Origin of the sequence: Subsaxibacter sp. CAU 1640 (assembly GCF_023156585.1) — a bacterium.
Classification (GTDB): Bacteria; Bacteroidota; Bacteroidia; order Flavobacteriales; family Flavobacteriaceae; genus JBPOFM01.
The window spans coordinates 374,425-394,220 of sequence record NZ_JALNMI010000002.1; the positions used below are offsets into that span (position 1 = coordinate 374,425).

Consider the following 19,796-nt stretch of genomic DNA (forward strand, 5'->3'; position numbering starts at 1 on the left):
TAATGAGTAACAAAAAAAATGAGAATCCTGCCTCCACAGGAACAAATGTCACACCAAGAGGTGCTTATCCACATACAAAACGTGTGGGTGATTTCATTTTTGTATCTGGAACGAGTTCTCGCCGAGCCGACAATACCATTGCAGGCGTTGACATTATAGACGAGATGGGCACCAAACGATTGAACGCCGAAGTGCAAACCCGTGAAGTTCTGAAGAACATTGAAAAAAATCTTGCAAAAGAAAATGCTTCCTTAAAAGATGTTGTGGATGTCACCTCTTTTTTGGTGAATATGAACGACTTTGCAGGTTACAACAAGGCCTATGCAGAGTTTTTCGATAAGGAAACAGGCCCAACGCGAACTACTGTTGCGGTGCATCAATTGCCTCATCCTGATTTAGTGGTAGAAATTAAGGTGATGGCTTATAAGAAATTGTGATGGGTTTATTTCCCAAATTTATCCATTAAGGCATTTTCAACCTTAATTCTAATAATCGTAACTCCGATTCCTAAAATTGTTACTGCAACAATAAACCCAATAATTAACCCGAAATCAACAAAAAATCCAATAAATCCAAGTCCAAATAAGATACAGGCAAAATTCAAGAAAAGCTTTCCTGAATATTTATGTGAAAAATCCCAATGTACCTCGCTTCTACCTTCATATTTTGATTTGGTAAATCCTTTGTAGTCTTCACTATATTTTGGAGTTTTTTTCAAGTTTATCCAACCTATCAAAACCATAATGATAGCTGAAACAAATAAAATAATTGGAAAAGGATTTTGACCATTCATTGATTCAAAGATATAAAACCATTGGAAGTATGTTTAGCAAAACTTCTTGTTAATTCGTATTTTTGAAAACATCATAAGAAACTTGTGCATTCGTGGCAATCTCTGTTCAAAACTACATCAACGGTCAATACGAAACTCCATCATCCAATGAATGGTTGGACAACTTTTGTCCTGCAACTGGCGAGGTGTATGGTAAAATTCCAAATTCCTCAAAAGTTGATGTAGAAAATGCATACATCGCTGCCAAGTCAGCATTCCCAAGTTGGTCGCAAACTACTTTAGAAGAACGCAGTCGAATTCTCATCAAGATTTCAGAATTGCTGGAAGCCAATTTGCAGCGCTTTGCAGAAGCGGAAAGCAAGGACAACGGCAAACCTGTATTGTTGGCAAAAGAAGTGGACATCCCAAGAGCTGCGAGCAACTTTCGCTTTTTTGGAAATGCCATCACCCAATTTGCGAGCGAAAGTCACGAAAGTGTAGGTCACGATGCCCTCAATTTCACATTGCGACAACCCATCGGTGTGGTTGGCTGCATATCGCCTTGGAACCTTCCACTCTATTTGTTTACTTGGAAAATTGCTCCAGCCATTGCAGCAGGAAATTGCGTGGTTGCAAAACCTAGCGAAGTCACACCAATGACTGCCTATTTACTTGGTGAGATTTGTACAGAAGCTGGTCTTCCAAAGGGCGTTTTGAATATCGTTCACGGACTTGGTACAACCACAGGTCAAGCCATTATTGAACATCCAGACATCAAAGCTATCAGTTTTACAGGTGGAACAGCTACTGGCGCACACATTGCCAAAGTGGCTGCGCCAATGTTCAAAAAACTGTCATTAGAATTGGGTGGCAAAAACCCAAATATCATTTTTGCCGATTGTGATTACGACACAATGTTGAAAACAACAGTTCGTTCATCCTTTGCGAATCAAGGGCAAATTTGTCTCTGTGGCAGTCGTATTTTTGTGGAACGCAGCATCTACGAAAAATTCAAAACCGATTTTGTTCAGAAAGTAAAAGCTTTGAAAGTTGGGCATCCATCAGAAAGCTCTACAAATATTGGTGCTTTGGTGTCCAAACCGCATCTTGAAAAAGTATTGGATTACATAGAAATTGCCAAACAAGAAAATGGTACCATTCTTTGTGGTGGAAATAAGGTAAGCGTAAAAGACTTTGAAAATGGTTACTATTTGGAACCAACGGTTATCGAAGTCATAACTGATGAATGCCGTGTAAACCAAGAAGAAATATTTGGACCTGTGGTAACCATAATGCCTTTTGATACTGAAGACGACGTTTTGCAAATGGCCAATAAAGTGAAGTATGGGTTGTCTGCAACACTTTGGACCAATGATTTAAAACGAACGATGCGAATGAGCAACCAATTGCAAGCAGGAATCGTTTGGGTAAATACTTGGATGATGCGTGATTTACGCACACCGTTTGGAGGCGTTAAGGCAAGTGGTGTTGGTCGTGAAGGTGGTTTTGAAGCTTTGCGATTTTTTACGGAAGCAAAGAATGTTTGTATAAAGTATTAGATGAGCGATATAATAGTCAACATATTAGACCTCATTGACAGCCTATTCTTTTGGCGCAGAAAAAAGAAACGAAGGAAATTTGAAAAGGACAATAATCTTCCAAAGAAAATAATGATTAGACCTTTGAACTTAATTCTAATAAGTCTTATCGCGATTCTTTTCATTATTAAATTAATAACACTTTTAGTCAAATGGATTTAAAACTCAACAATAAAAACGCATTGGTCTGTGGAAGTACTGCGGGTATAGGAAAAGCAACAGCCATTGGTTTGGCAAACGAAGGTACACGAGTAACGCTCATTGCCAGAAATGAAGACAAGCTGAAAGACGTTTTGACAGAACTTCCCAAACAACGCCAACACGATTACATCGTGGCAGATTTTTCAAATCCCGATGAGTTGAAGAGTAAGGTTACCGAATATATCACTAAAAACGGTGGCTTCCATATTTTGGTGAACAATACAGGCGGTCCAAAAGCTGGAACTGTTTTGGATGCTGAACTGGATGAATTTGAAAATGCGTTTACACAACATTTAAAATGCAACCATATTCTCGCGCAAGCGGTCATTCCTTTTATGAAAAAGGAAGGCTATGGACGTATCGTCAATATGATTTCAACCTCTGTAAAACAACCTATTGAAGGTTTGGGCGTGAGCAATACCATTCGAGGCGCTGTGGCCAATTGGAGTAAAACCTTGGCAACTGAAGTTGGACCTTTTGGAATTACGGTAAACAACGTTTTGCCAGGTGCAACAGCGACAGAGCGACTCACCTCAATACTCCATAATGTTGCAAAAAAAATAAACGGCACGTATGAAGATGCCGAAACAATGATGAAAAACGTCACACCTGCCAAACGTTTCGCCGAACCGGAAGAAGTAGCCAATGCAGTGGTATTTTTGGCAAGTGAATGCGCAGGCTATATTAACGGAATTAACCTTCCTGTTGATGGTGGTCGAACAAAATCTTTGTAACTTTAAAGTCAAATCTCGCGTTAGGGATTGAGGCATTGTTAGAGCTCCTCGCAGAGAGCGACTGCCGAAAGCCCGACTCTCTGTAGCTTAAGCGAAAGAGAGTAACGCCCAAAAAAAATATATTATGAGTAATTTGGTTTCTCCTATAAATTTCAAGGAATGGATTGAGGAAAACAGGCACTTGTTGAAGCCGCCTGTGGGCAATAAAGTCGTTTGGAAAGATGGTGATTTTATTGTGATGGTGGTTGGTGGTCCAAACAGCAGAAAAGATTATCACTACAATGAAACACCCGAATTTTTCTATCAGATTGAAGGTGATATTGTGCTGAAAATCATTGATAATGGTACGCCTAAAGATGTACACATCAAGGAAGGCGAGATTTATTTGTTGCCGCCAAAAGTGCCACATTCACCTCAACGCGGCGCCAATACGGTAGGTTTGGTAATTGAATACAAACGGCCTGAAGGAATGCGAGATGCGCTGCTTTGGTTCTGTGAAAATTGTACGACAAAACTTTATGAAGAGGATTTTTCGGTGAAAAATATTGAGACCGATATGCCTGTCATTTTTGACAAATATTATGGTGACAAGGGCAAACGCAAATGTCCAAATTGCGGCGAAATTATGGAGCCGCCTAAAAAAGTTCAGTTAGAGGATTAAGATAAAATAAAAAGATTTCTGCCTTCGCAGGAAATTATATGGAAAAACGCAAACTACGTATCAACGGCCACTCGCACCTTCTGCCTTACCCAGAGGAAATTCCACAGTTCATGAAAGACAAAGGGATTTTTTGGGTGGATAAGGACCGAAAATTTATGCTTCAGAAAGATTGGAACCGTCCCATCACGGATTCTAGTTTTTTCTTGGATGAAAAACTGGCTTGGATGGAGCGTTTTAAGATTGACCACGCTGTGGTTTTGAACTTGTCTCAATTATATGGCAACGGTCTGCGCGTTGAGGAAATGAAACAAGCATTGCGTTTTCAAAATGATTTTAATGCGAAAATTCAACACGAAAACCCAACTAAATTCACTTGCGGATTTGTGGTGCATCCTGGTTTTGTGCGTGGTGCCTGCTGGGAGATTGAACGCTGCGTAGAGGAATTGGGAATGCAACTCTTATGCCTGCCAACTCACTATATGGATACGATTGGAACTTGGCGTTGTATTTTTGATGAGGAAAACGAACCCATTTTTGAATTGGCCAATAAATATAATTTGGCTGTGGAAATTCATCCGTATGATGGCGAAAAATTCATCAAACTGGAAAACACGTCTTGGCGTTTTCATTTGATTTGGATGTTGGCTCAATGTGCCGATGCCTATCACTTTTTGACCTTAAATGGTTACCAAGATAAATATCCCAATATGCGTACGTGTTTTGCCCACGGAGGTCAATTGGCGCAAATCAATTTGGGACGTCGAATCCAAGGGTTCGATGGCAGACCGGATTTGTTTGAAGGAAAGCATCATCCAAGAAAAGCCGTGGGCCATAAAAATATCTTCTTTGACACACTAGTACACGATACAGGCTCTTTACAATTGTTAATTAAAAATCAAACGTCGAAACAAGTCATAATGGGCTTGGATGACCCTTATCCGCTAGGCGAAATGGAAAGTGCCAAACAATCGTCTTATCCAGGAAAAATATTGGATTTGGCTATGGACCGTCAGATTATAACAGAAGAAGAACGTGATGCAATGTGGGAAGACAATGTGATACAATGGCTGTATGGTGATGATGAAGTTGGAAAGCAAAAGTTTTTGGATAGAATTTTAGGTTAATGCATTTTATATCAGACGAACTAGAACACTACATCGAAGCGCATTCTGAAAATGAGCCGGAATTACTGCAACAACTCAACCGTGAAACACACCAAAAAATAATGCAACCTCGTATGTTGAGTGGCCATTATCAAGGCCGTGTGTTGAGTTTGATTTCAAAACTTATCAATCCGAAATACATTCTTGAAATAGGAACTTACACAGGTTATTCCGCATTATGCTTGGCTGAAGGTCTTCAAAAAAATGGCGAATTGCATACACTCGACAACAACGAAGAATTATATGATTTTCAAAGAACGTATTTTGATAAATCTGGCTTTGGAAACCAAATCCATCAGCATTTGGGAAATGCTTTGGAAATCATTCCTGAAATGGATTTGGTGTTCGACTTGGTTTTTATCGATGCTGACAAAGAAAACTACACCAATTATTTTCATTTGATTGTTGACAAGTTGAAACCAGGAGGACTCATATTGTCAGATAACGTTCTTTGGAGCGGAAAGGTTTTGGAGCCAGTAAAAGATTCGGATAAATCTACAAAAGCTATTTTGGAGTACAACAAACTGCTTAAAAGTGATAAACGTGTTGAAACTGTAATCCTTCCGATTAGAGACGGTTTAACCGTTAGCAGAAAAAAATAAGCCCTGTATATCATACAGAGCTTACTTTTAAATGAAAATACAATGGTTTATTACTGTACCGCTTGCAAGGCATCTATGTTACCATAGCCAAAACTGCCATTTCTACTCGGATAAAAATCAGATGATTGCTTCAAACGATTCAAGACCTGTGTACGTGACCAACTTGGATATCTAGACCAAACCAACGCAGCAATACCAGCCGTAGTAGCGGTTGCTACAGATGAGCCACCTGTATATCTTCTATCACCATTGTAAAAACCTAGAACTGGAGGTGATTTTGAAGTGTTATTATCGCCTTCCATAATAATGGTAAAATCTATTTTGCTTCCGCTATGACAAGTCTCGCATCTTTCATAATTACTGCCATCATCAACACCTGTCACCGCAACGGTTTCATTCATAGTAGCAGGAAAAATGACTCCGAAACCATTCGTAAAACTTGTTGAAGTTCCTCCAGCCGCAAAAATCAATTTGCCTTTACTGTAAGCATATTTTACGGCATCCTCTATGTTTCCAATAGACCAAATATAACCAATGGACATTGATATAATCTTAACATCACTCCTATTTCCTAATTGTGTCAAGGCATCAGAAACACCTTTTCGTTCGTGGTAATCATTTAGCAGCACATCTTCCGTAGCTCTGTAAGCCACCAAATTTGAATTATATGCAACTCCTACAGGCATTCCATTATCATTTCTAGGCGACGCTATGGTGGAAGCCATCGCTGTACCGTGACCACATTTGTCGTGCGGACCATCATAATTACTGGACCACCACCAAGCAGAGTCTATAAAAGTGCCATATTTTTGAACGAAACGACCAGAAGAATAACCATCATTGAAACCTGAAGAATTCAATAGTTGCTGACTTTGCGATACTCCAGTGTCAATCAAACCAACTGTTACGCCTGCTCCAGTACTCAAATTCCAAGCTTGCGGAATGTTGTGTTCACTAAAATTCCAGGACACTTGTGCATTGTTTGGAGCTACAGTTGTGTAATGGGCTGGATTGATATATTGACCACTTTGGTCGCAACCAGAGCTTGAGCGTTGCAGGTTCTGGGATGTTTCGTTGAACTTATTATAACCATTCGGCTGTAGGTATCTTACATTGTTACTTCTACGCAAAGCAATAATAGTCTTAATGTTTTCTGCCTTAACATCAATCACATTAATGATTTCGTGCTCGACCAACGTTAAATCGTCTTTTTGAACACCTTCATTTGTAACAACGATGTCTATGGCAGCATTCTTTTTCTTTTCAATATCTGCTGTTCTTACTTCGCTGAAAAACTCACCTTCAGCACCATATCCGATGGTCAATAAGTTGTCTCCATGGACGACAGCACTCCACAGAAAATGTTCATCTACCTCATTCCAATCAAAATCACCTTTTTCCCTTAAGGTTTGGTCGATTTTTGCATTGATTTGTTCAACTGTCAGAGGTTCTTTAGGAAAAGTTAATTCTGGCTCTTCAATTTGTGTGGTATCTTCTTTTGAACACGAAACGATCGTTATTGCTAACAACAATAACATTTTAAAGTGAAGTTTTTTCATTTAATATGAGTTAGATGGTTAATTTTCATCTAAATATATTAAATAAATCAAAATTTTGAACGCGTAAAATGTTTAATTGATAACAATGGTGTTAATAATTTATCAACACAATAGTTATTGCTTGCGCTTGATTGATCCTGTAAAATCTTCCAAATCATCTTTCAGTTTGGAAATTTCACCTGTAATGTTGTCGGTCACATCTTTATCTATGCCATGCTTATCTACACTCTTGGTGATTTCACCCTTGATATCATTGGTAGCATCTCTCAATTGGCGCATGCCTTTGCCCAAGCCTTTGGCTATCTCTGGAATTTTATCAGCACCAAATACCATAACCACAATGAAGAGGATAAAGATAACCTCTGTAGTTCCGATAAATAAAAATGTTGTTTGAAGTATCACAATGCAAATATAAGGAGTTGTCTGCTCAAGATTCAGTGAATAGTAAAAAATTATTAGTCTTTCTTAATTTGAAGATTGGTCTTGTAGCCGTCTAGTTTTTTCTGAAGAAATTCTAATGTATGAATGTCATTTTTAAGCTTGCAAATAGTTTCAAACTCTTCATCTTCCAGACAAAAATAGAAGAATTCAGCCTTCTTCTCTTCGTCTAATTCATTGTATTCGAAAAACGTATTTGATAGGTCGGCTTTGATCCGCTCCAAACACTCATTCAAACGTTCAATTTTTATTTGGTTCTTGAGCATTTTTGTTCTTCCCGAAAAATAATTCAATATAGGATTTAAAGGTACAATTCCGCCACCTGTAGTGGCCTCATTATAACGTCGCTCACTTTGGGTCAAGGGTTTGCCAGTATATCCAGGAATTCCAAGGTCATAGAAATTGATGTCACGCTTTGCTTCTGAATTCTCAATATCAGACGTTAAATTACCTGTCAACACTTTTCCAACGATTACCTCATCTAACTCGTTCACTTGTTCGGTTAAATACACGGTCAATGTTTTAGCTTTATAAACGATTGCGTCGACGATAATTTCTTTGGGTTTATATTTAATGGCAGAAAATATAATGGTATCGTTTTGTTGTGCGGGAATTACAAATTTCCCATCTTCTTGCGTAATGGTAAATTTATTGGCTGTTTTATTGATGACATGAATCCCTTCGATTTCGTCATCATCTACAATTACTTTCCCACTGATTTGAACTGATTGAGCAGTAACAAAGGAGATAGAAAAAAAGAAAAACAAAAAGAGACAACACTTAATTCTTTCCACTTTCGGACTTTAAAAATTCATCACTTTTTTGTGTCAAAAACTCTAAAAAGTCCATTTCCTTACCTTTTTTAAGTAATGAATAATCCAAATCATGAGATTCGACATATGCCACAAAATCATTGACCTTATCTTCAGGGATTTTAAAGTTATCGACTATAAAACGGGTGCTGTAATAATCTCTTAAACTTGTAGACTGAATCTCATTTACCTTTTCTATTTCCTTTGTTTTCTTGTCTTTTTTTGATTTAAAAAGAGGTTTTAGCAATAATCCAACAAGAGCAACACCATCCATTTGATACCTGATATCATTAGGCTGCCTGGCTGCTATGTTTTCCACTTCCGACTTATAATCATCAGGAAATTCATAGGCGCTGATATCTCCAATTCCGAAATAAATAGCATCCAAATTTGGATTGAAGGTTCTAACACTCTCCATGTCAACAACAAGATTACCTGTTAAATCATAGGGAAGAATCAGCACCTCGTTCAGTTTGTTAACCTTTTCGACCAAAAAGATTGTAGCTTTTTTGGAGTCGATGATATTCTTATCAATCGTTACTGTAAAATCTTGAAATTGCAGTGCTCTTACTTCCAATATGTCGAATAAAGCCACTTCTATTTTGAATTTCCCGTCTTCATCGGTTAGTGTGCCTTTATTTGAAGACGTATTGTAAATAGTAACATTCTCTAAATCTTCACTATTAACCACAATCTTTCCTGAAATCTCAACTCGTTTTATTTCTTGCGAAAATGATAGGAGGCTTACAGTTAAACATATAAATAGAAGTAAATTTAATTTCATATTGAATAAGTTTGCATAAAGATCTAATTTAAGAGATTGTTATCATAAGAAAATCCAAACTCTTGGTAAACTTTTGTTAAAGCCTGTGATTACTTAAATTTACAAAAAAATTCAACTTTAAAGTTAGCAATCTAACATATAAAAATGAAACAAATCATTATTGCTAGTACCTCGACAATTCACGGAAGTGGATATTTAGAATACATTTTAAAGGAACTAAAAGTATTTTTTAAAGATACGCAAGACATACTTTTCATTCCTTATGCGCGCCCAAGCGGTATAACTCACGATGAGTACACTAGTAAAGTGGCTGAAGCATTCAACAAAATTGATAAAAAAGTAAGAGGTATCCACGAATTTGAAAATCCTACTGAAGCTGTTAAGAATGCCCAAGGAATTTTTACAGGTGGAGGAAACACATTTGTTTTGGTCAATCAATTATATAAAAACAGTTTGATTGAAATTTTGAAAGAGGCAGTATCTAATGGCACACCATATTTCGGAACTAGCGCAGGAAGCAATATTTGCGGACTCACCATTAACACGACCAATGATATGCCAATTGTTTATCCGCCAAGTTTTAAAACACTTGGCCTAGTGCCATTTAATATCAATCCACATTATCTAGATCCCGATCCAAACAGCACACATAAAGGAGAAACTCGCGAAACAAGAATTAAAGAATTTCATGCATTTAACTCACAACCAGTTGTAGGGCTCCGTGAAGGCAGTTGGCTGGAAGTAAAAAATGATTCAATCGTTTTAAAAGGAAAACTTAAAGCAAGAATTTTTGAGTACAACAAAACCCCATATGAAGTTGAAACTGGAACGGACCTATCTTCCTTAAAATAAAAAAAGCCTCACTAAAAGTGAAGCTTAAGAGCGAAAGACGAGGCTCGAACTCGCGACAACCAGCTTGGAAGGCTGGAGCTCTACCAACTGAGCTACTTTCGCATTCGTTCTGCAAATATAGACAAACAAAATTCTGTTCAAAAATTATTTTAAAGCTACTGATTTACAACTTTTAAAAAAAACTATTAAGTTTGAAGTGCTTCACTTATAGTCATGAATAGAAACCATTTCTTAAAACTCTCAAGTATTTCTACGATTGCACTCGCAGCGTTTCCGTATTTAATTTTAGGGAAGAATGATTCTACGATATTTACTTCTGATGAATTGATTGGTAAGGGAACGCCTGATCTTTATGGCAAGGGCTTTAAATTAAGGAAGGACGCCTTTGAAGCTTTTCTTAAAATGAAAAAAGATGCCCAAAGCAGTGGAATTGAGTTAAAAGTTGTTTCAAGTTATAGGGATTTTGAGCACCAAAACAGTATTTGGACACGTAAATATAAAAAGTATGTCGCAGAAGGTTTGACACCTGAACAATGCCTCAAAAAAATAATTGAATATTCCACAATTCCTGGATCATCACGTCACCACTGGGCTACTGATCTTGATTTAGTGGATGCAAGTGTCCAACAGCCAAAGAATGTGTTGAATCCCTCACATTTCGATACTGAAGGTTGCTTTTGGAAATTTAAAAAATGGATGGATGACAATGCCAATAGCTATGGTTTCTATTTGGTTTACACTAATAACGTGGAGCGAAAAGGATTTAAATATGAACCTTGGCACTATAGCTTCAAACCACTATCCGTGAACTATTTAAAAGCTTTTAAACAACTCAATCTAACAGAAATACTTCGAAATGAATCAATTCTTGGTAAAGAATATTTTTCTAACGAATTTCTAGATTCCTATTTTCAGGATAATGTTTTAGACATCAATCCAGAGCTATTATAAAATCATACCAATAAAAATGAAAAGCGCCTCCATTTCGATGGAGACGCTTTGTAAATTTATGTTTCTTACGGCTTAAGATTTCAAGCTTTCCAAGTAAACCACTGCATCTTTGGCATTCGAAAGTTCAGCATAGTTTATTGCTTTATGCCCTTGTTCAGATTTAATCTTCAAGTCGGCGCCTTTCTCAACCAAAAGTTTTAAAATTTCCACCTTGTTGTATCTTGCTGCATACATGGCAGGCGTCATTCCGTTTGATTTTTGATTGACGTCAGCTCCTAATTCTATGAGCTTTTTAACTGTTTCGATATCTCCTTTTACGATAGATTTACAAAAAGGGCTGACTGTTACATCAGGATTTACGATTTCCGCTGAAGTTGAGCTTTCAACAGAATTGATGTTGGCATTGATTGTTCCGATTGAGAATCCCAATGCGATAGCTGTAATTACAATTGTTTTTTTCATGATTGATGAATTTAAATTAACTGATTTGTTTTTTGATATACTAAAGAGACGACAAAAAAATATATGTGTTACACCTCAAATTACATTATAACATTTCTTTAACCTTTTGGTTACAAATCTGTTAAATTTTAATTATTTCAAAATAAACCCATAATTCTGGCTTTAGAAATAGATAACCAACAGCTAATTAAAATAATTTTGAAAGCTAGGTTTTATTATTTAACCTTTATCTTTGAACTAACAAAACTGTCACCATGAACAAAAAAACAATTCTAATGATTCTTGATGGCTGGGGACTGTCTCCGGACCCGAAAGTTTCCGCTATAGACAATGCCAATACACCTTTTATAGATTCGCTTTATCAAAATTATCCACACGCCACATTAAGAACTGACGGGTTAAATGTAGGTTTGCCAGAAGGTCAAATGGGAAATAGTGAAGTTGGCCATATGAATTTAGGAGCTGGACGCATTGTGTATCAGGATTTGGCTAAAATAAATCTAGCGGTTCAAAACAATACACTCGCTAAAGAACAAGTACTTACAGACGCTTTTGAGTATGCCAAAGCAAACAATAAACCGATTCACTTTTTGGGTTTGTTGAGTGATGGTGGTGTACATTCACATATCAATCATTTGTTTGGCTTGTTGGACGCAGCTGAAGATTTTGGTCTAAATAAAGTGTTTGTCCACGCTTTTACTGATGGTCGAGATGTAGACCCTAAGTCTGGATTGGGGTTTGTGTCAGAATTGGAGCAACATATCAAAGGCACATCTGCGCAACTTGCCACAATAACTGGTCGCTATTATGCGATGGATAGAGACAAACGATGGGAGCGTGTTAAATTGGCCTACGATGCGTTGGTAAATGGTATTGGTGAGCATTCTACCAATGCACCTTTGTCCATTGAAAACAGCTATAACAATGATATTACTGATGAATTCATTAAGCCAATTGTTATGGTTGATAACGATAATCAGCCGATTGCAAAAATCCAAAATGGCGATGTTGTCATTTTCTTTAATTTCAGGACAGACAGGGGTCGACAACTGACAGAAGCCTTGTCGCAAAAAGATTTTCATGAACAAAATATGCACAAACTCGATCTGTATTATGTTACTATGACTAATTATGATGAGCTCTTCACAGGTATAAAGGTCATTTTTGAAAAAGACAATTTAACTGAAACATTAGGCGAGGTTTTAGAGAAGCATCATAAAAAACAAATCCGAATTGCCGAAACGGAGAAATATCCTCATGTGACATTTTTCTTTTCAGGAGGCAGAGAACAACCATTTGAGGGCGAAACTCGTATTTTGAGAAATTCTCCCAAAGTCGCAACCTACGATTTGCAACCTGAAATGAGCGCTTACGAACTTCGAGATGCCTTGGTACCAGAACTTAATAAAGGTGAAGTTGATTTTGTGTGTCTCAATTTTGCAAACGGCGATATGGTAGGTCATACTGGAGTAATGGAAGCTGCCATTAAGGCTTGTGAAGCAGTAGATGTTTGCGTCAAAGACGTGATTACGGCCGCTTTGAATAACGATTACACCACCTTGCTGATTGCAGACCATGGTAATTGTGAAACAATGATAAATCCAGATGGTTCGCCAAACACTGCTCATACAACCAATCCTGTTCCGATTATTTTAATTGATAAAGATTTAAAACATATCAAAGATGGTGTTCTCGGTGATATTGCACCTACCATCCTCAAACTTCTTGGTATTAAACAACCAGAAATAATGACAAGGCACTCACTCATAGATTAATGGAATCAAATCAATATTTGTTGTACTTTTGCAACTCTAAAAAACGCATCGATGAATTTTCATGATAAGTTAATTATTGCAGTAGATTTTGATGGAACCATTGTAGAAGATGCCTTTCCAAAAATTGGAAAAGCCAGAATTTTTGCGTTTGAAACATTAAAAAAGCTCCAAGAAGATGGCCACAGACTTATTCTGTGGACCTATAGAAGTGGCTCAAAGTTAGATGAAGCAGTGAAGTTTTGTGAGGATAATGGCATCGTGTTTTATGCCGTGAATAAGAGTTTTCCAGAAGAACAATTTGACTACACCAAAAGCCGAAAAATCTATGCAGACATCTATATCGATGATAGAAATATTGGAGGTGTGTTAGGTTGGGGAGAAGTTTATCAGATGATTACAAAAGAAGAACCTGACCCTTCGGCATTCAAGAAAAAAAGAGGTTTGTTTTCATTCTTCAAATAAGAAATTAACAGCTTCTGAAGAGTATTAGATATGATCATACAAAAATCAAGAGAAGAGATTGAATTGATGCGTGAAAGCGCCTTGGTAGTGTCCAAAACTTTGGGCATGCTAGCTAAAGAGGTTAAACCTGGTGTTACAACATCCAAATTGGATAAATTGGCAGAAGAATACATCAGAGCGCAAGGTGCCATTCCTGGTTTTTTGGGTTTGTATGACTGTCCTTCCACCCTATTGTGTAGCACCAACGAAGCAGTTGTTCACGGTTTACCTACTGATGTCCCATTGAAAGAAGGTGATATTGTTTCTATAGACTGTGGCGCTATTAAAAACGAATTTTACGGAGATCACGCTTATACTTTTGAAATAGGTGAAGTAGCTTCTGAAACGAGAAAACTTCTTCAAGTGACAAAAGATTCTCTATACATTGGAATTCGAGAGCTGAAAGTTGGCAATCGTGTGGGCGATGTTGGTTTTGCCATTCAAAATCATTGTGAATCTCACGGTTATGGAGTTGTGCGAGAATTGGTTGGTCACGGCCTAGGGAAAAAAATGCACGAAGATCCTGAAATGCCAAACTACGGAAAACGTGGTCGTGGTAAAAAGTTTGTTGAAGGTATGGTTGTTGCTATAGAGCCGATGATCAATATGGGAACTCATAGAGTAAAACAACTTAAAGATGGTTGGACCATTGTCACTTTAGACGGTAAACCTAGTGCACACTTTGAACACGATGTAGCAATCGTAGATGGAAAACCAGAAATCCTATCAACATTTGCCTATATATATGAAGCGTTGGGCATCACTTCTGATGAAGAAAACCAATTCCGCCAAAAGGCATTAGTGCTATAAAATTCACATATGTACACGATTGAAACTATTGAGAAAGAGTTAAACCCATTGAGGGAACAACTCAAAAATCATCCATTATATCAAAATTTATCATCCATTAAAGACATTCAAGTTTTTATGGAGCAACACGTCTTTGCTGTTTGGGACTTTATGTCTTTGCTTAAAGCGCTTCAAAATCATTTAACTACTACGAGTCTTCCTTGGATGCCTTCAGAAAATCCGGCAACAGCTCGTTTTATCAATGAAATTGTTCTCGGCGAAGAAAGTGATGTCAATGAACTGGGTGAACCCAAAAGCCATTATGAAATGTATCTGGACGCTATGGTTCAAATTGGCGCAAATACAAAACAGGTGGAAACCTTTATATCACACTTAAAAGCTGGAGCTACTATCAATGAGGCTTTGGATACATTAATGGTGAATGATGAAACCAAAAAGTTTGTCAACTTTACTTTCAAGATTATAGCTTCAAACCAGCCGCACAAAATAGCTTCTGCATTTACATTCGGCAGAGAAGATTTAATTCCTGATATGTTTCTTCAAATCATCAACCAATCCGAAGATAAAAATGAGTCCACTTCGTGTTCAAAATTGACCTATTATCTGAATAGACATATTGAATTGGATGGTGATGAACACGGCCCTTTATCTTTAAAGATGATTGAAGAATTATGTGAAAATGACTCTATTAAATGGAAAGAGGTGTTGGATGTTGCAAAGGATTCTCTGATGCAACGCATCGCACTTTGGGACCATATTTCAGAATTGATACAGCCAGAAGTTTCAATCGTTTAAACCTATCGGTTTGAAAAAACTCTTCAAAATAATTCTTAACACCATACCAAGACCCATTCTTATCAGATTGAGTTATGTGGCAAGACCAGTTTTGGCATTTATTTTAAGAGGCAAAAATTATACAGATCCAATAGATGGTAAAAGCTTCAAAACCTTTCTACCTTATGGTTATGGTACACAGCGAAACAATGTACTGTCGCCTTCAACCTTGTCATTAGAAAGGCATCGATTATTGTGGTTATACCTTCAAAACGAAACGGATTTTTTCTTATCTCAAAAGAAAGTACTTCATTTTGCGCCAGAACAGGCATTTTATAAGCGGTTCCGTCAGATGAAACATCTCGACTATGTCACTACAGATCTGAATTCGCCCTTGGCTGATGTCAAAGCAGACATTTGCAATCTTCCTTTTAAGGACGATGAATTCGATGTGATACTTTGCAATCACGTTTTGGAACACATACCTGATGATACAAAAGCGATGCGAGAGTTATTTAGGGTTATGAAACCAGGCGGTTGGGGTATTTTTCAGATTCCGCAAGATTTGAGCCGAGAAAAAACTTTTGAAGATAATTCCATTACAGACCGAAAAGAGCGCGCCAAAATATTTGGTCAATATGACCACGTGCGAGTTTATGGTCGTGATTATTTTGACAAACTACAGAGTATAGGCTTTGAGGTTGATGAAGTTGACTATACTTCGACAATGAGTGGTGATGATATCAACAAATATTGTCTTGCTGAAGGCGAAATTATTCCTGTGGTTTATAAAAATTAATCTTCAGGAAAATTGTTCAATGACAGGGTTTCTAACACATTCTTGTCATTTTCAAAAATCAAAAATACTTTCAGCTCTGGATGTCTTGACAAAAAAGACCGTGTTTTATCAATTCCCATCGCTTTAAATGCGGTAGCATAACCATCTGCCGTCATACAATCATCTGCAATGACCGAAATGCTTAAAAGGTTGGTTTTGCTTGGGTACCCAGTTTTGGTATCAATAATATGTGAGTAACGGTTGCCATCATCATCTGTCTTAAATTTTCTATAAGTACCGGAAGTCGCCATAGCAGCATTTTCAAGGCTTATCGCTTTCATTATGGATTGCGTACCGTCAAAATGAGGCATCTCTACACCTACTTTCCACGATTGCTGTTTTTCAACATTGATGCCTCTGCTGCGTATTTCTCCGCCGATTTCAACAAGGTAATTTTCCACATTTTTACTTTCTAAAAATTCACCTATCACATCAACACCATAACCTTTGGCAATTGCGTTAAAATCGATAAAACTATTGCGTTCTTTTACAACAGTGTTGCCTCGTAATCCGACTCGATTAAAACCAACAGAACGCATCAAGCTATCAACTTTGACGCTGTCAAGATTCACAATACGACCTTCTGGACCAAAATCCCAGGCATTCACCACGGCTCCAATGGTTGGGTCAAAGGCACCTTCCGTATATCTATAAATTTCTTTAGATTTATTAAAGACCTTTATGAAGTGTGCATCAACTTCAAATGCTTCGTTTCTGTTGATTTTGGAAATATCAGAATCTTCCTGATAAGTTGACATCGATTGATTGATGATTTTAAAAATGCTATCAAATTGTTTTTGAAAATCGATATCATCTTCAATATGATATTTCACAGAATATGTCGTGCCAAAAACATTTCCGAATACTGCAACATTTTTTGGCTCCTTTTCGCAGGAAATAAATAGAAATACAAAAAGTATCAGCATTAAGTATCGACCTATTTCCACCAGACAAAACTCATTATTTTTCATTGATTCTTTATTCGTTGTTCTCAATACTTAATTCAAATCAGTTTCTATCACTTGTATCCCGTTATACTCAATTAAATACTCTTCATTCAAATAGACGGGAAGGTCTTCTCCTTTTGGGTTTCCAAGACCCACTCCTGCATAAAGAACTTTGGCATCTTGTTCTCTGGCGTGTTTTTTGAAACTTTCCATCCAAATCACATCATAATTATTAGGATTTTCTGGAAGAATCACAACCTTAACAATTACAAAAAAGTATTGTTTGTTTTTATCAATACACACGAATTGTGGATGCTTCTTCAATTTGCTATTGATGGCGATAAACTCAAAGCCACGTTGCTCTAAATCTTTCCCTACGTGGTTCATAGCGAGATTGTGCATCTCTTGTTCGGTAAGCGGTCTACTCATAGCGCAAAAATACGAAATGCTGTAGGATTTCAGTTTTGGATGAAAATAAAATTATTCTACTTTTGACCTGCTTTTAAATCATATGATTAATGAAATTTTCACATTCAATTTTGTTACTTTCCTTTATATCGCTGACATCGTGCGTAACTACTTCCTATCAGACCAGCTTTGATTCAGATAGATTTGGAATCGACTATCGTAAGGGAAAATGGCTTTTGAACACAATACAATGTCCTTTGACCATTCAAGAGCGTATGACGAAAATAGCCACGAAGCACTTCAGCGATCAACTCGGAGAAAATTTCAAAGATGCCAACACTGATAAGTCTATCGCACTTTCTTACATTCCATTAAATCCAGACTCTCTATCATTAAAAGATCTAAAAAGACAATCCCGTTCAGATTATATCATCAATATTGTTGGTGAAGTTGAAAGTAATGAAATTGGATCTTCTGACTTTGGAACTGCCTTTCGGACAAAAAGCAATTCTGCCAAAACCACAATGCAAGTTTATGATTTAAATACTTTGCAAATAATTTTTACGAAAACAGTATCTGGCTCTGTTACTAGAAATACTGATGACAGCAAAGATTTTAAATTCTTTCAGGAAGCAAATGGTATCATCGTTAAATGCTTGAAAAAAATCATCAACAAGCTTTAATCATTTAAACCTCACAAACTTTGAATCATAAAATGTGTAGTTCGAAACAGGTATGACAGCACCCTTTTCCAGTCGATACCAAGGTGAAATAGAAGAATCTTCAAGGTTTTTCACCAAATGTACACTTTGTGCAGGTGTGTTTCCTTGAAACAATAAATAGATTTTTTCGCCATCTGCATTCATAGCTTCATCACAAATCATTACAATATGACCAGGAGAGCCGCCTTTGATGAGCATATCACCAATCTTCAAAGTTTTTGCATTTTCAATCTTTGGCAATTCATTGTACAATGACAAAGTCCCTGAATACATATAGATAAGATTGAGGTATCTGTAGAAATTATCCTTTGAGGTATCTTTTGCGGCAGATTTGATGTAACTGACCTTACTTCCATTAATAATCGGTCTGTAACCATCAGCATAAGCAGTCCAAGAGCAATAATGGCCGGAAGTGAAATTAAAACCAATTTCATCTTTACGGTTGTTGTCCCATAAAAATTCACTTCGCACTCGAATCAGCGCATCGGCACATTGTTGCAATCCATTTTTTGGAACTGATATCTCTAAAATTCCAATGTGTCCACCTTGCCAAAAATAATCAGTATCGTCATAGTTGATAATCTTTGACCCGAATGATTTCAGTTTATAATTCCGTAGATAGTCTTCAAAAGTTCCATCACCATATTCTACTCTAGTATAACCTTTAGGCACGTTAACTCTGCTTCTTATGGTTAAGCTATCTTCATTGATATGACTAGGTTTTTCAACAGTGGCAATTACCATATTTGTCACGTGCTGCACAGGTTGAAACTGATAAGCTACTAGGACAACGAGTACAATAAAAACAAGGATAACGAGTAGTTTTTTCATATTTACTTACAACGTTGAAGAAAGACTGTTTAGCATAAATTAAAGTTAATTTTATCAAATTACGTTCGATGAACTTCCTAATTCTGACAAAAATTAGTAATTTAAGATTTCAATACCAATAATTATGAACACCTCGAAACGTTTTGATTCCGCCATAAAGAAACTGTACAATGCCTTTCACAATAATCAGTTGCATCCAGAATGTTGCCAACAGTGTGCTGTAGGGAATATTTTGGACAATAAAGATTCTTGGAAACACCTATCGGATGAACACGGTTCTTTAAAGCTGAATTATGTAGGTTTGGTCAATCAAAACTTTGGGAAGAAGTTCAATGGCTACTCACCTTTGGAATTGCTAAAAATAGAAGCATCCTTTCTGAAAGGTTGTGGCTATTCGTTACCGCTGAATCATAAAGGTTCAAAACCTGAAAATCCAGACGACAAAGATGTCTTGTTCAATGGACTTTGCAAAGCGATTAAGGTTCTATGCGACTTGGACAATATCTCCAACGTGATGGACTATTCTAAAATGTTTAAACAAAAGAGCACCAGCGTTAAATTTGCAACAAAAAAATTGACTGTATAAAAAAACCCAACACTT

General features: G+C 37.0%; 24 protein-coding genes and 1 tRNA gene. 15 read left to right on the forward strand and 10 right to left on the reverse strand.

The window, feature by feature from the left end:
• Positions 1 to 2 precede the first annotated feature (2 nt).
• Positions 3 to 437, forward strand: a complete 435-nt coding sequence (locus tag M0G43_RS06235; RefSeq protein WP_248024479.1) for a RidA family protein — start codon at positions 3 to 5, stop codon at positions 435 to 437.
• A 5-nt stretch (positions 438 to 442) separates the two neighbouring features.
• Here the strand turns inward: M0G43_RS06235 and M0G43_RS06240 are convergent, their stop codons facing one another.
• A complete protein-coding gene (locus tag M0G43_RS06240; RefSeq protein ID WP_248024480.1) occupies positions 443 to 793 on the reverse strand; it encodes an SdpI family protein in 351 nt (116 codons plus the stop codon).
• A gap of 98 nt (positions 794 to 891) precedes the next feature.
• Between M0G43_RS06240 and M0G43_RS06245 the strand changes: the two genes are divergently transcribed.
• From M0G43_RS06245 to M0G43_RS06265, 5 genes are all read left to right on the forward strand, one after another.
• Positions 892 to 2,331 (forward strand): aldehyde dehydrogenase, encoded by a 1,440-nt coding sequence (locus M0G43_RS06245; protein ID WP_248024795.1) that lies wholly within the window; start codon positions 892 to 894, stop codon positions 2,329 to 2,331.
• Positions 2,332 to 2,522: 191 nt separating this feature from the next.
• Complete coding sequence (locus M0G43_RS06250; protein ID WP_248024482.1) at positions 2,523 to 3,305, forward strand: SDR family oxidoreductase; 783 nt, start codon at positions 2,523 to 2,525, stop codon at positions 3,303 to 3,305.
• Positions 3,306 to 3,429: 124 nt separating this feature from the next.
• Positions 3,430 to 3,966 (forward strand): 3-hydroxyanthranilate 3,4-dioxygenase, encoded by a 537-nt coding sequence (locus tag M0G43_RS06255; protein WP_248024484.1) that lies wholly within the window; start codon positions 3,430 to 3,432, stop codon positions 3,964 to 3,966.
• A 38-nt stretch (positions 3,967 to 4,004) separates the two neighbouring features.
• Positions 4,005 to 5,090 carry an amidohydrolase family protein gene (locus M0G43_RS06260; protein ID WP_248024486.1) on the forward strand — a complete coding sequence of 362 codons (1,086 nt, stop codon included), beginning with the start codon at positions 4,005 to 4,007 and terminating at the stop codon, positions 5,088 to 5,090.
• Complete coding sequence (locus M0G43_RS06265; RefSeq protein WP_248024488.1) at positions 5,090 to 5,731, forward strand: O-methyltransferase; 642 nt, start codon at positions 5,090 to 5,092, stop codon at positions 5,729 to 5,731. Before M0G43_RS06260 ends, M0G43_RS06265 begins: the two co-directional genes overlap by 1 nt.
• 50 nt (positions 5,732 to 5,781) lie before the next feature.
• Here the strand turns inward: M0G43_RS06265 and M0G43_RS06270 are convergent, their stop codons facing one another.
• The 4 genes from M0G43_RS06270 to M0G43_RS06285 all read right to left on the reverse strand — a co-directional run bounded on the left by M0G43_RS06270 (position 5,782) and on the right by M0G43_RS06285 (position 9,324).
• Positions 5,782 to 7,290, reverse strand: a complete 1,509-nt coding sequence (locus M0G43_RS06270; RefSeq protein ID WP_248024489.1) for a S8 family serine peptidase — start codon at positions 7,288 to 7,290, stop codon at positions 5,782 to 5,784.
• A 114-nt stretch (positions 7,291 to 7,404) separates the two neighbouring features.
• Positions 7,405 to 7,692 (reverse strand): twin-arginine translocase TatA/TatE family subunit, encoded by a 288-nt coding sequence (locus M0G43_RS06275; RefSeq protein ID WP_248024490.1) that lies wholly within the window; start codon positions 7,690 to 7,692, stop codon positions 7,405 to 7,407.
• Positions 7,693 to 7,745: 53 nt separating this feature from the next.
• A complete protein-coding gene (locus tag M0G43_RS06280) occupies positions 7,746 to 8,522 on the reverse strand; it encodes a carboxypeptidase-like regulatory domain-containing protein (protein ID WP_248024491.1) in 777 nt (258 codons plus the stop codon).
• A complete protein-coding gene (locus M0G43_RS06285; RefSeq protein ID WP_248024492.1) occupies positions 8,509 to 9,324 on the reverse strand; it encodes a carboxypeptidase-like regulatory domain-containing protein in 816 nt (271 codons plus the stop codon). Before M0G43_RS06285 ends, M0G43_RS06280 begins: the two co-directional genes overlap by 14 nt.
• Positions 9,325 to 9,468: 144 nt before the next feature.
• Between M0G43_RS06285 and pepE the strand changes: the two genes are divergently transcribed.
• Positions 9,469 to 10,176: a dipeptidase PepE gene (gene pepE / locus M0G43_RS06290; RefSeq protein WP_248024493.1), complete on the forward strand. Its 708-nt coding sequence runs from the start codon at positions 9,469 to 9,471 to the stop codon at positions 10,174 to 10,176.
• Between the two features lie 29 nt (positions 10,177 to 10,205).
• Here pepE and M0G43_RS06295 read toward each other — a convergent pair.
• Positions 10,206 to 10,278 (reverse strand) — tRNA-Gly (locus M0G43_RS06295).
• 111 nt (positions 10,279 to 10,389) lie between these two features.
• Here M0G43_RS06295 and M0G43_RS06300 point away from each other — a divergent pair.
• Positions 10,390 to 11,127, forward strand: coding sequence for a M15 family metallopeptidase (locus M0G43_RS06300; RefSeq protein ID WP_248024494.1), 738 nt, complete (start codon positions 10,390 to 10,392; stop codon positions 11,125 to 11,127).
• 72 nt (positions 11,128 to 11,199) lie between these two features.
• On the opposite strand, the gene M0G43_RS06305 is transcribed toward M0G43_RS06300, so the two are convergent.
• Positions 11,200 to 11,589, reverse strand: a complete 390-nt coding sequence (locus tag M0G43_RS06305) for an ankyrin repeat domain-containing protein (protein ID WP_248024495.1) — start codon at positions 11,587 to 11,589, stop codon at positions 11,200 to 11,202.
• A 254-nt stretch (positions 11,590 to 11,843) separates the two neighbouring features.
• Here M0G43_RS06305 and gpmI point away from each other — a divergent pair, with 254 nt between their 5' ends.
• From gpmI to M0G43_RS06330, 5 genes are read left to right on the forward strand one after another with little or no spacing between them, the layout of a single operon-like run.
• Complete coding sequence (gene gpmI, locus M0G43_RS06310; RefSeq protein WP_248024496.1) at positions 11,844 to 13,364, forward strand: 2,3-bisphosphoglycerate-independent phosphoglycerate mutase; 1,521 nt, start codon at positions 11,844 to 11,846, stop codon at positions 13,362 to 13,364.
• 51 nt (positions 13,365 to 13,415) lie between these two features.
• A complete protein-coding gene (locus M0G43_RS06315; RefSeq protein ID WP_248024497.1) occupies positions 13,416 to 13,826 on the forward strand; it encodes a BT0820 family HAD-type phosphatase in 411 nt (136 codons plus the stop codon).
• A gap of 30 nt (positions 13,827 to 13,856) precedes the next feature.
• Positions 13,857 to 14,675 (forward strand): type I methionyl aminopeptidase, encoded by an 819-nt coding sequence (gene map, locus M0G43_RS06320; protein WP_248024499.1) that lies wholly within the window; start codon positions 13,857 to 13,859, stop codon positions 14,673 to 14,675.
• Between the two features lie 9 nt (positions 14,676 to 14,684).
• Positions 14,685 to 15,470 carry a DUF3050 domain-containing protein gene (locus M0G43_RS06325; RefSeq protein WP_248024500.1) on the forward strand — a complete coding sequence of 262 codons (786 nt, stop codon included), beginning with the start codon at positions 14,685 to 14,687 and terminating at the stop codon, positions 15,468 to 15,470.
• A 10-nt stretch (positions 15,471 to 15,480) separates the two neighbouring features.
• Complete coding sequence (locus tag M0G43_RS06330) at positions 15,481 to 16,248, forward strand: class I SAM-dependent methyltransferase (RefSeq protein WP_248024501.1); 768 nt, start codon at positions 15,481 to 15,483, stop codon at positions 16,246 to 16,248.
• Here M0G43_RS06330 and M0G43_RS06335 read toward each other — a convergent pair.
• Complete coding sequence (locus M0G43_RS06335) at positions 16,245 to 17,258, reverse strand: FAD:protein FMN transferase (RefSeq protein WP_248024502.1); 1,014 nt, start codon at positions 17,256 to 17,258, stop codon at positions 16,245 to 16,247. The two genes, M0G43_RS06330 and M0G43_RS06335, sit on opposite strands and share 4 nt — an antisense overlap.
• Before the next feature lie 27 nt (positions 17,259 to 17,285).
• The gene (locus M0G43_RS06340) at positions 17,286 to 17,663 is read right to left on the reverse strand and encodes a Na(+)-translocating NADH-quinone reductase subunit F (RefSeq protein ID WP_248024503.1); all 378 of its coding nucleotides are present in this window, start codon (positions 17,661 to 17,663) and stop codon (positions 17,286 to 17,288) included.
• An 89-nt stretch (positions 17,664 to 17,752) separates the two neighbouring features.
• Between M0G43_RS06340 and M0G43_RS06345 the strand changes: the two genes are divergently transcribed.
• Positions 17,753 to 18,325: a hypothetical protein gene (locus M0G43_RS06345; protein ID WP_248024504.1), complete on the forward strand. Its 573-nt coding sequence runs from the start codon at positions 17,753 to 17,755 to the stop codon at positions 18,323 to 18,325.
• Here M0G43_RS06345 and M0G43_RS06350 read toward each other — a convergent pair whose 3' ends face one another.
• On the reverse strand, positions 18,326 to 19,195 hold the full coding sequence (locus M0G43_RS06350; RefSeq protein WP_248024505.1) for a DUF4846 domain-containing protein: 870 nt from the start codon (positions 19,193 to 19,195) through the stop codon (positions 18,326 to 18,328).
• Positions 19,196 to 19,319: 124 nt separating this feature from the next.
• On the opposite strand from M0G43_RS06350, the gene M0G43_RS06355 reads away from it, so the two are divergent.
• On the forward strand, positions 19,320 to 19,781 hold the full coding sequence (locus M0G43_RS06355; protein WP_248024507.1) for a Na(+)-translocating NADH-quinone reductase subunit F: 462 nt from the start codon (positions 19,320 to 19,322) through the stop codon (positions 19,779 to 19,781).
• The last annotated feature ends 15 nt before the right edge of the window (positions 19,782 to 19,796 follow it).

Coding starts and splice junctions, on each gene's coding strand:
- M0G43_RS06235 (WP_248024479.1), top strand. CDS start 3: ATGAGTAACAAAAAAAATGAGAATCCTGCCTCCACAGGAACAAATGTC.
- M0G43_RS06270 (WP_248024489.1), bottom strand. CDS start 7,290: ATGAAAAAACTTCACTTTAAAATGTTATTGTTGTTAGCAATAACGATC.
- M0G43_RS06340 (WP_248024503.1), bottom strand. CDS start 17,663: ATGAGTAGACCGCTTACCGAACAAGAGATGCACAATCTCGCTATGAAC.
- M0G43_RS06250 (WP_248024482.1), top strand. CDS start 2,523: ATGGATTTAAAACTCAACAATAAAAACGCATTGGTCTGTGGAAGTACT.
- M0G43_RS06325 (WP_248024500.1), top strand. CDS start 14,685: ATGTACACGATTGAAACTATTGAGAAAGAGTTAAACCCATTGAGGGAA.
- pepE (WP_248024493.1), top strand. CDS start 9,469: ATGAAACAAATCATTATTGCTAGTACCTCGACAATTCACGGAAGTGGA.
- M0G43_RS06305 (WP_248024495.1), bottom strand. CDS start 11,589: ATGAAAAAAACAATTGTAATTACAGCTATCGCATTGGGATTCTCAATC.
- M0G43_RS06240 (WP_248024480.1), bottom strand. CDS start 793: ATGAATGGTCAAAATCCTTTTCCAATTATTTTATTTGTTTCAGCTATC.
- M0G43_RS06355 (WP_248024507.1), top strand. CDS start 19,320: ATGAACACCTCGAAACGTTTTGATTCCGCCATAAAGAAACTGTACAAT.
- M0G43_RS06260 (WP_248024486.1), top strand. CDS start 4,005: ATGGAAAAACGCAAACTACGTATCAACGGCCACTCGCACCTTCTGCCT.
- gpmI (WP_248024496.1), top strand. CDS start 11,844: ATGAACAAAAAAACAATTCTAATGATTCTTGATGGCTGGGGACTGTCT.
- M0G43_RS06300 (WP_248024494.1), top strand. CDS start 10,390: ATGAATAGAAACCATTTCTTAAAACTCTCAAGTATTTCTACGATTGCA.
- M0G43_RS06345 (WP_248024504.1), top strand. CDS start 17,753: ATGAAATTTTCACATTCAATTTTGTTACTTTCCTTTATATCGCTGACA.
- M0G43_RS06350 (WP_248024505.1), bottom strand. CDS start 19,195: ATGAAAAAACTACTCGTTATCCTTGTTTTTATTGTACTCGTTGTCCTA.
- map (WP_248024499.1), top strand. CDS start 13,857: ATGATCATACAAAAATCAAGAGAAGAGATTGAATTGATGCGTGAAAGC.
- M0G43_RS06315 (WP_248024497.1), top strand. CDS start 13,416: ATGAATTTTCATGATAAGTTAATTATTGCAGTAGATTTTGATGGAACC.
- M0G43_RS06335 (WP_248024502.1), bottom strand. CDS start 17,258: ATGAAAAATAATGAGTTTTGTCTGGTGGAAATAGGTCGATACTTAATG.
- M0G43_RS06285 (WP_248024492.1), bottom strand. CDS start 9,324: ATGAAATTAAATTTACTTCTATTTATATGTTTAACTGTAAGCCTCCTA.
- M0G43_RS06265 (WP_248024488.1), top strand. CDS start 5,090: ATGCATTTTATATCAGACGAACTAGAACACTACATCGAAGCGCATTCT.
- M0G43_RS06255 (WP_248024484.1), top strand. CDS start 3,430: ATGAGTAATTTGGTTTCTCCTATAAATTTCAAGGAATGGATTGAGGAA.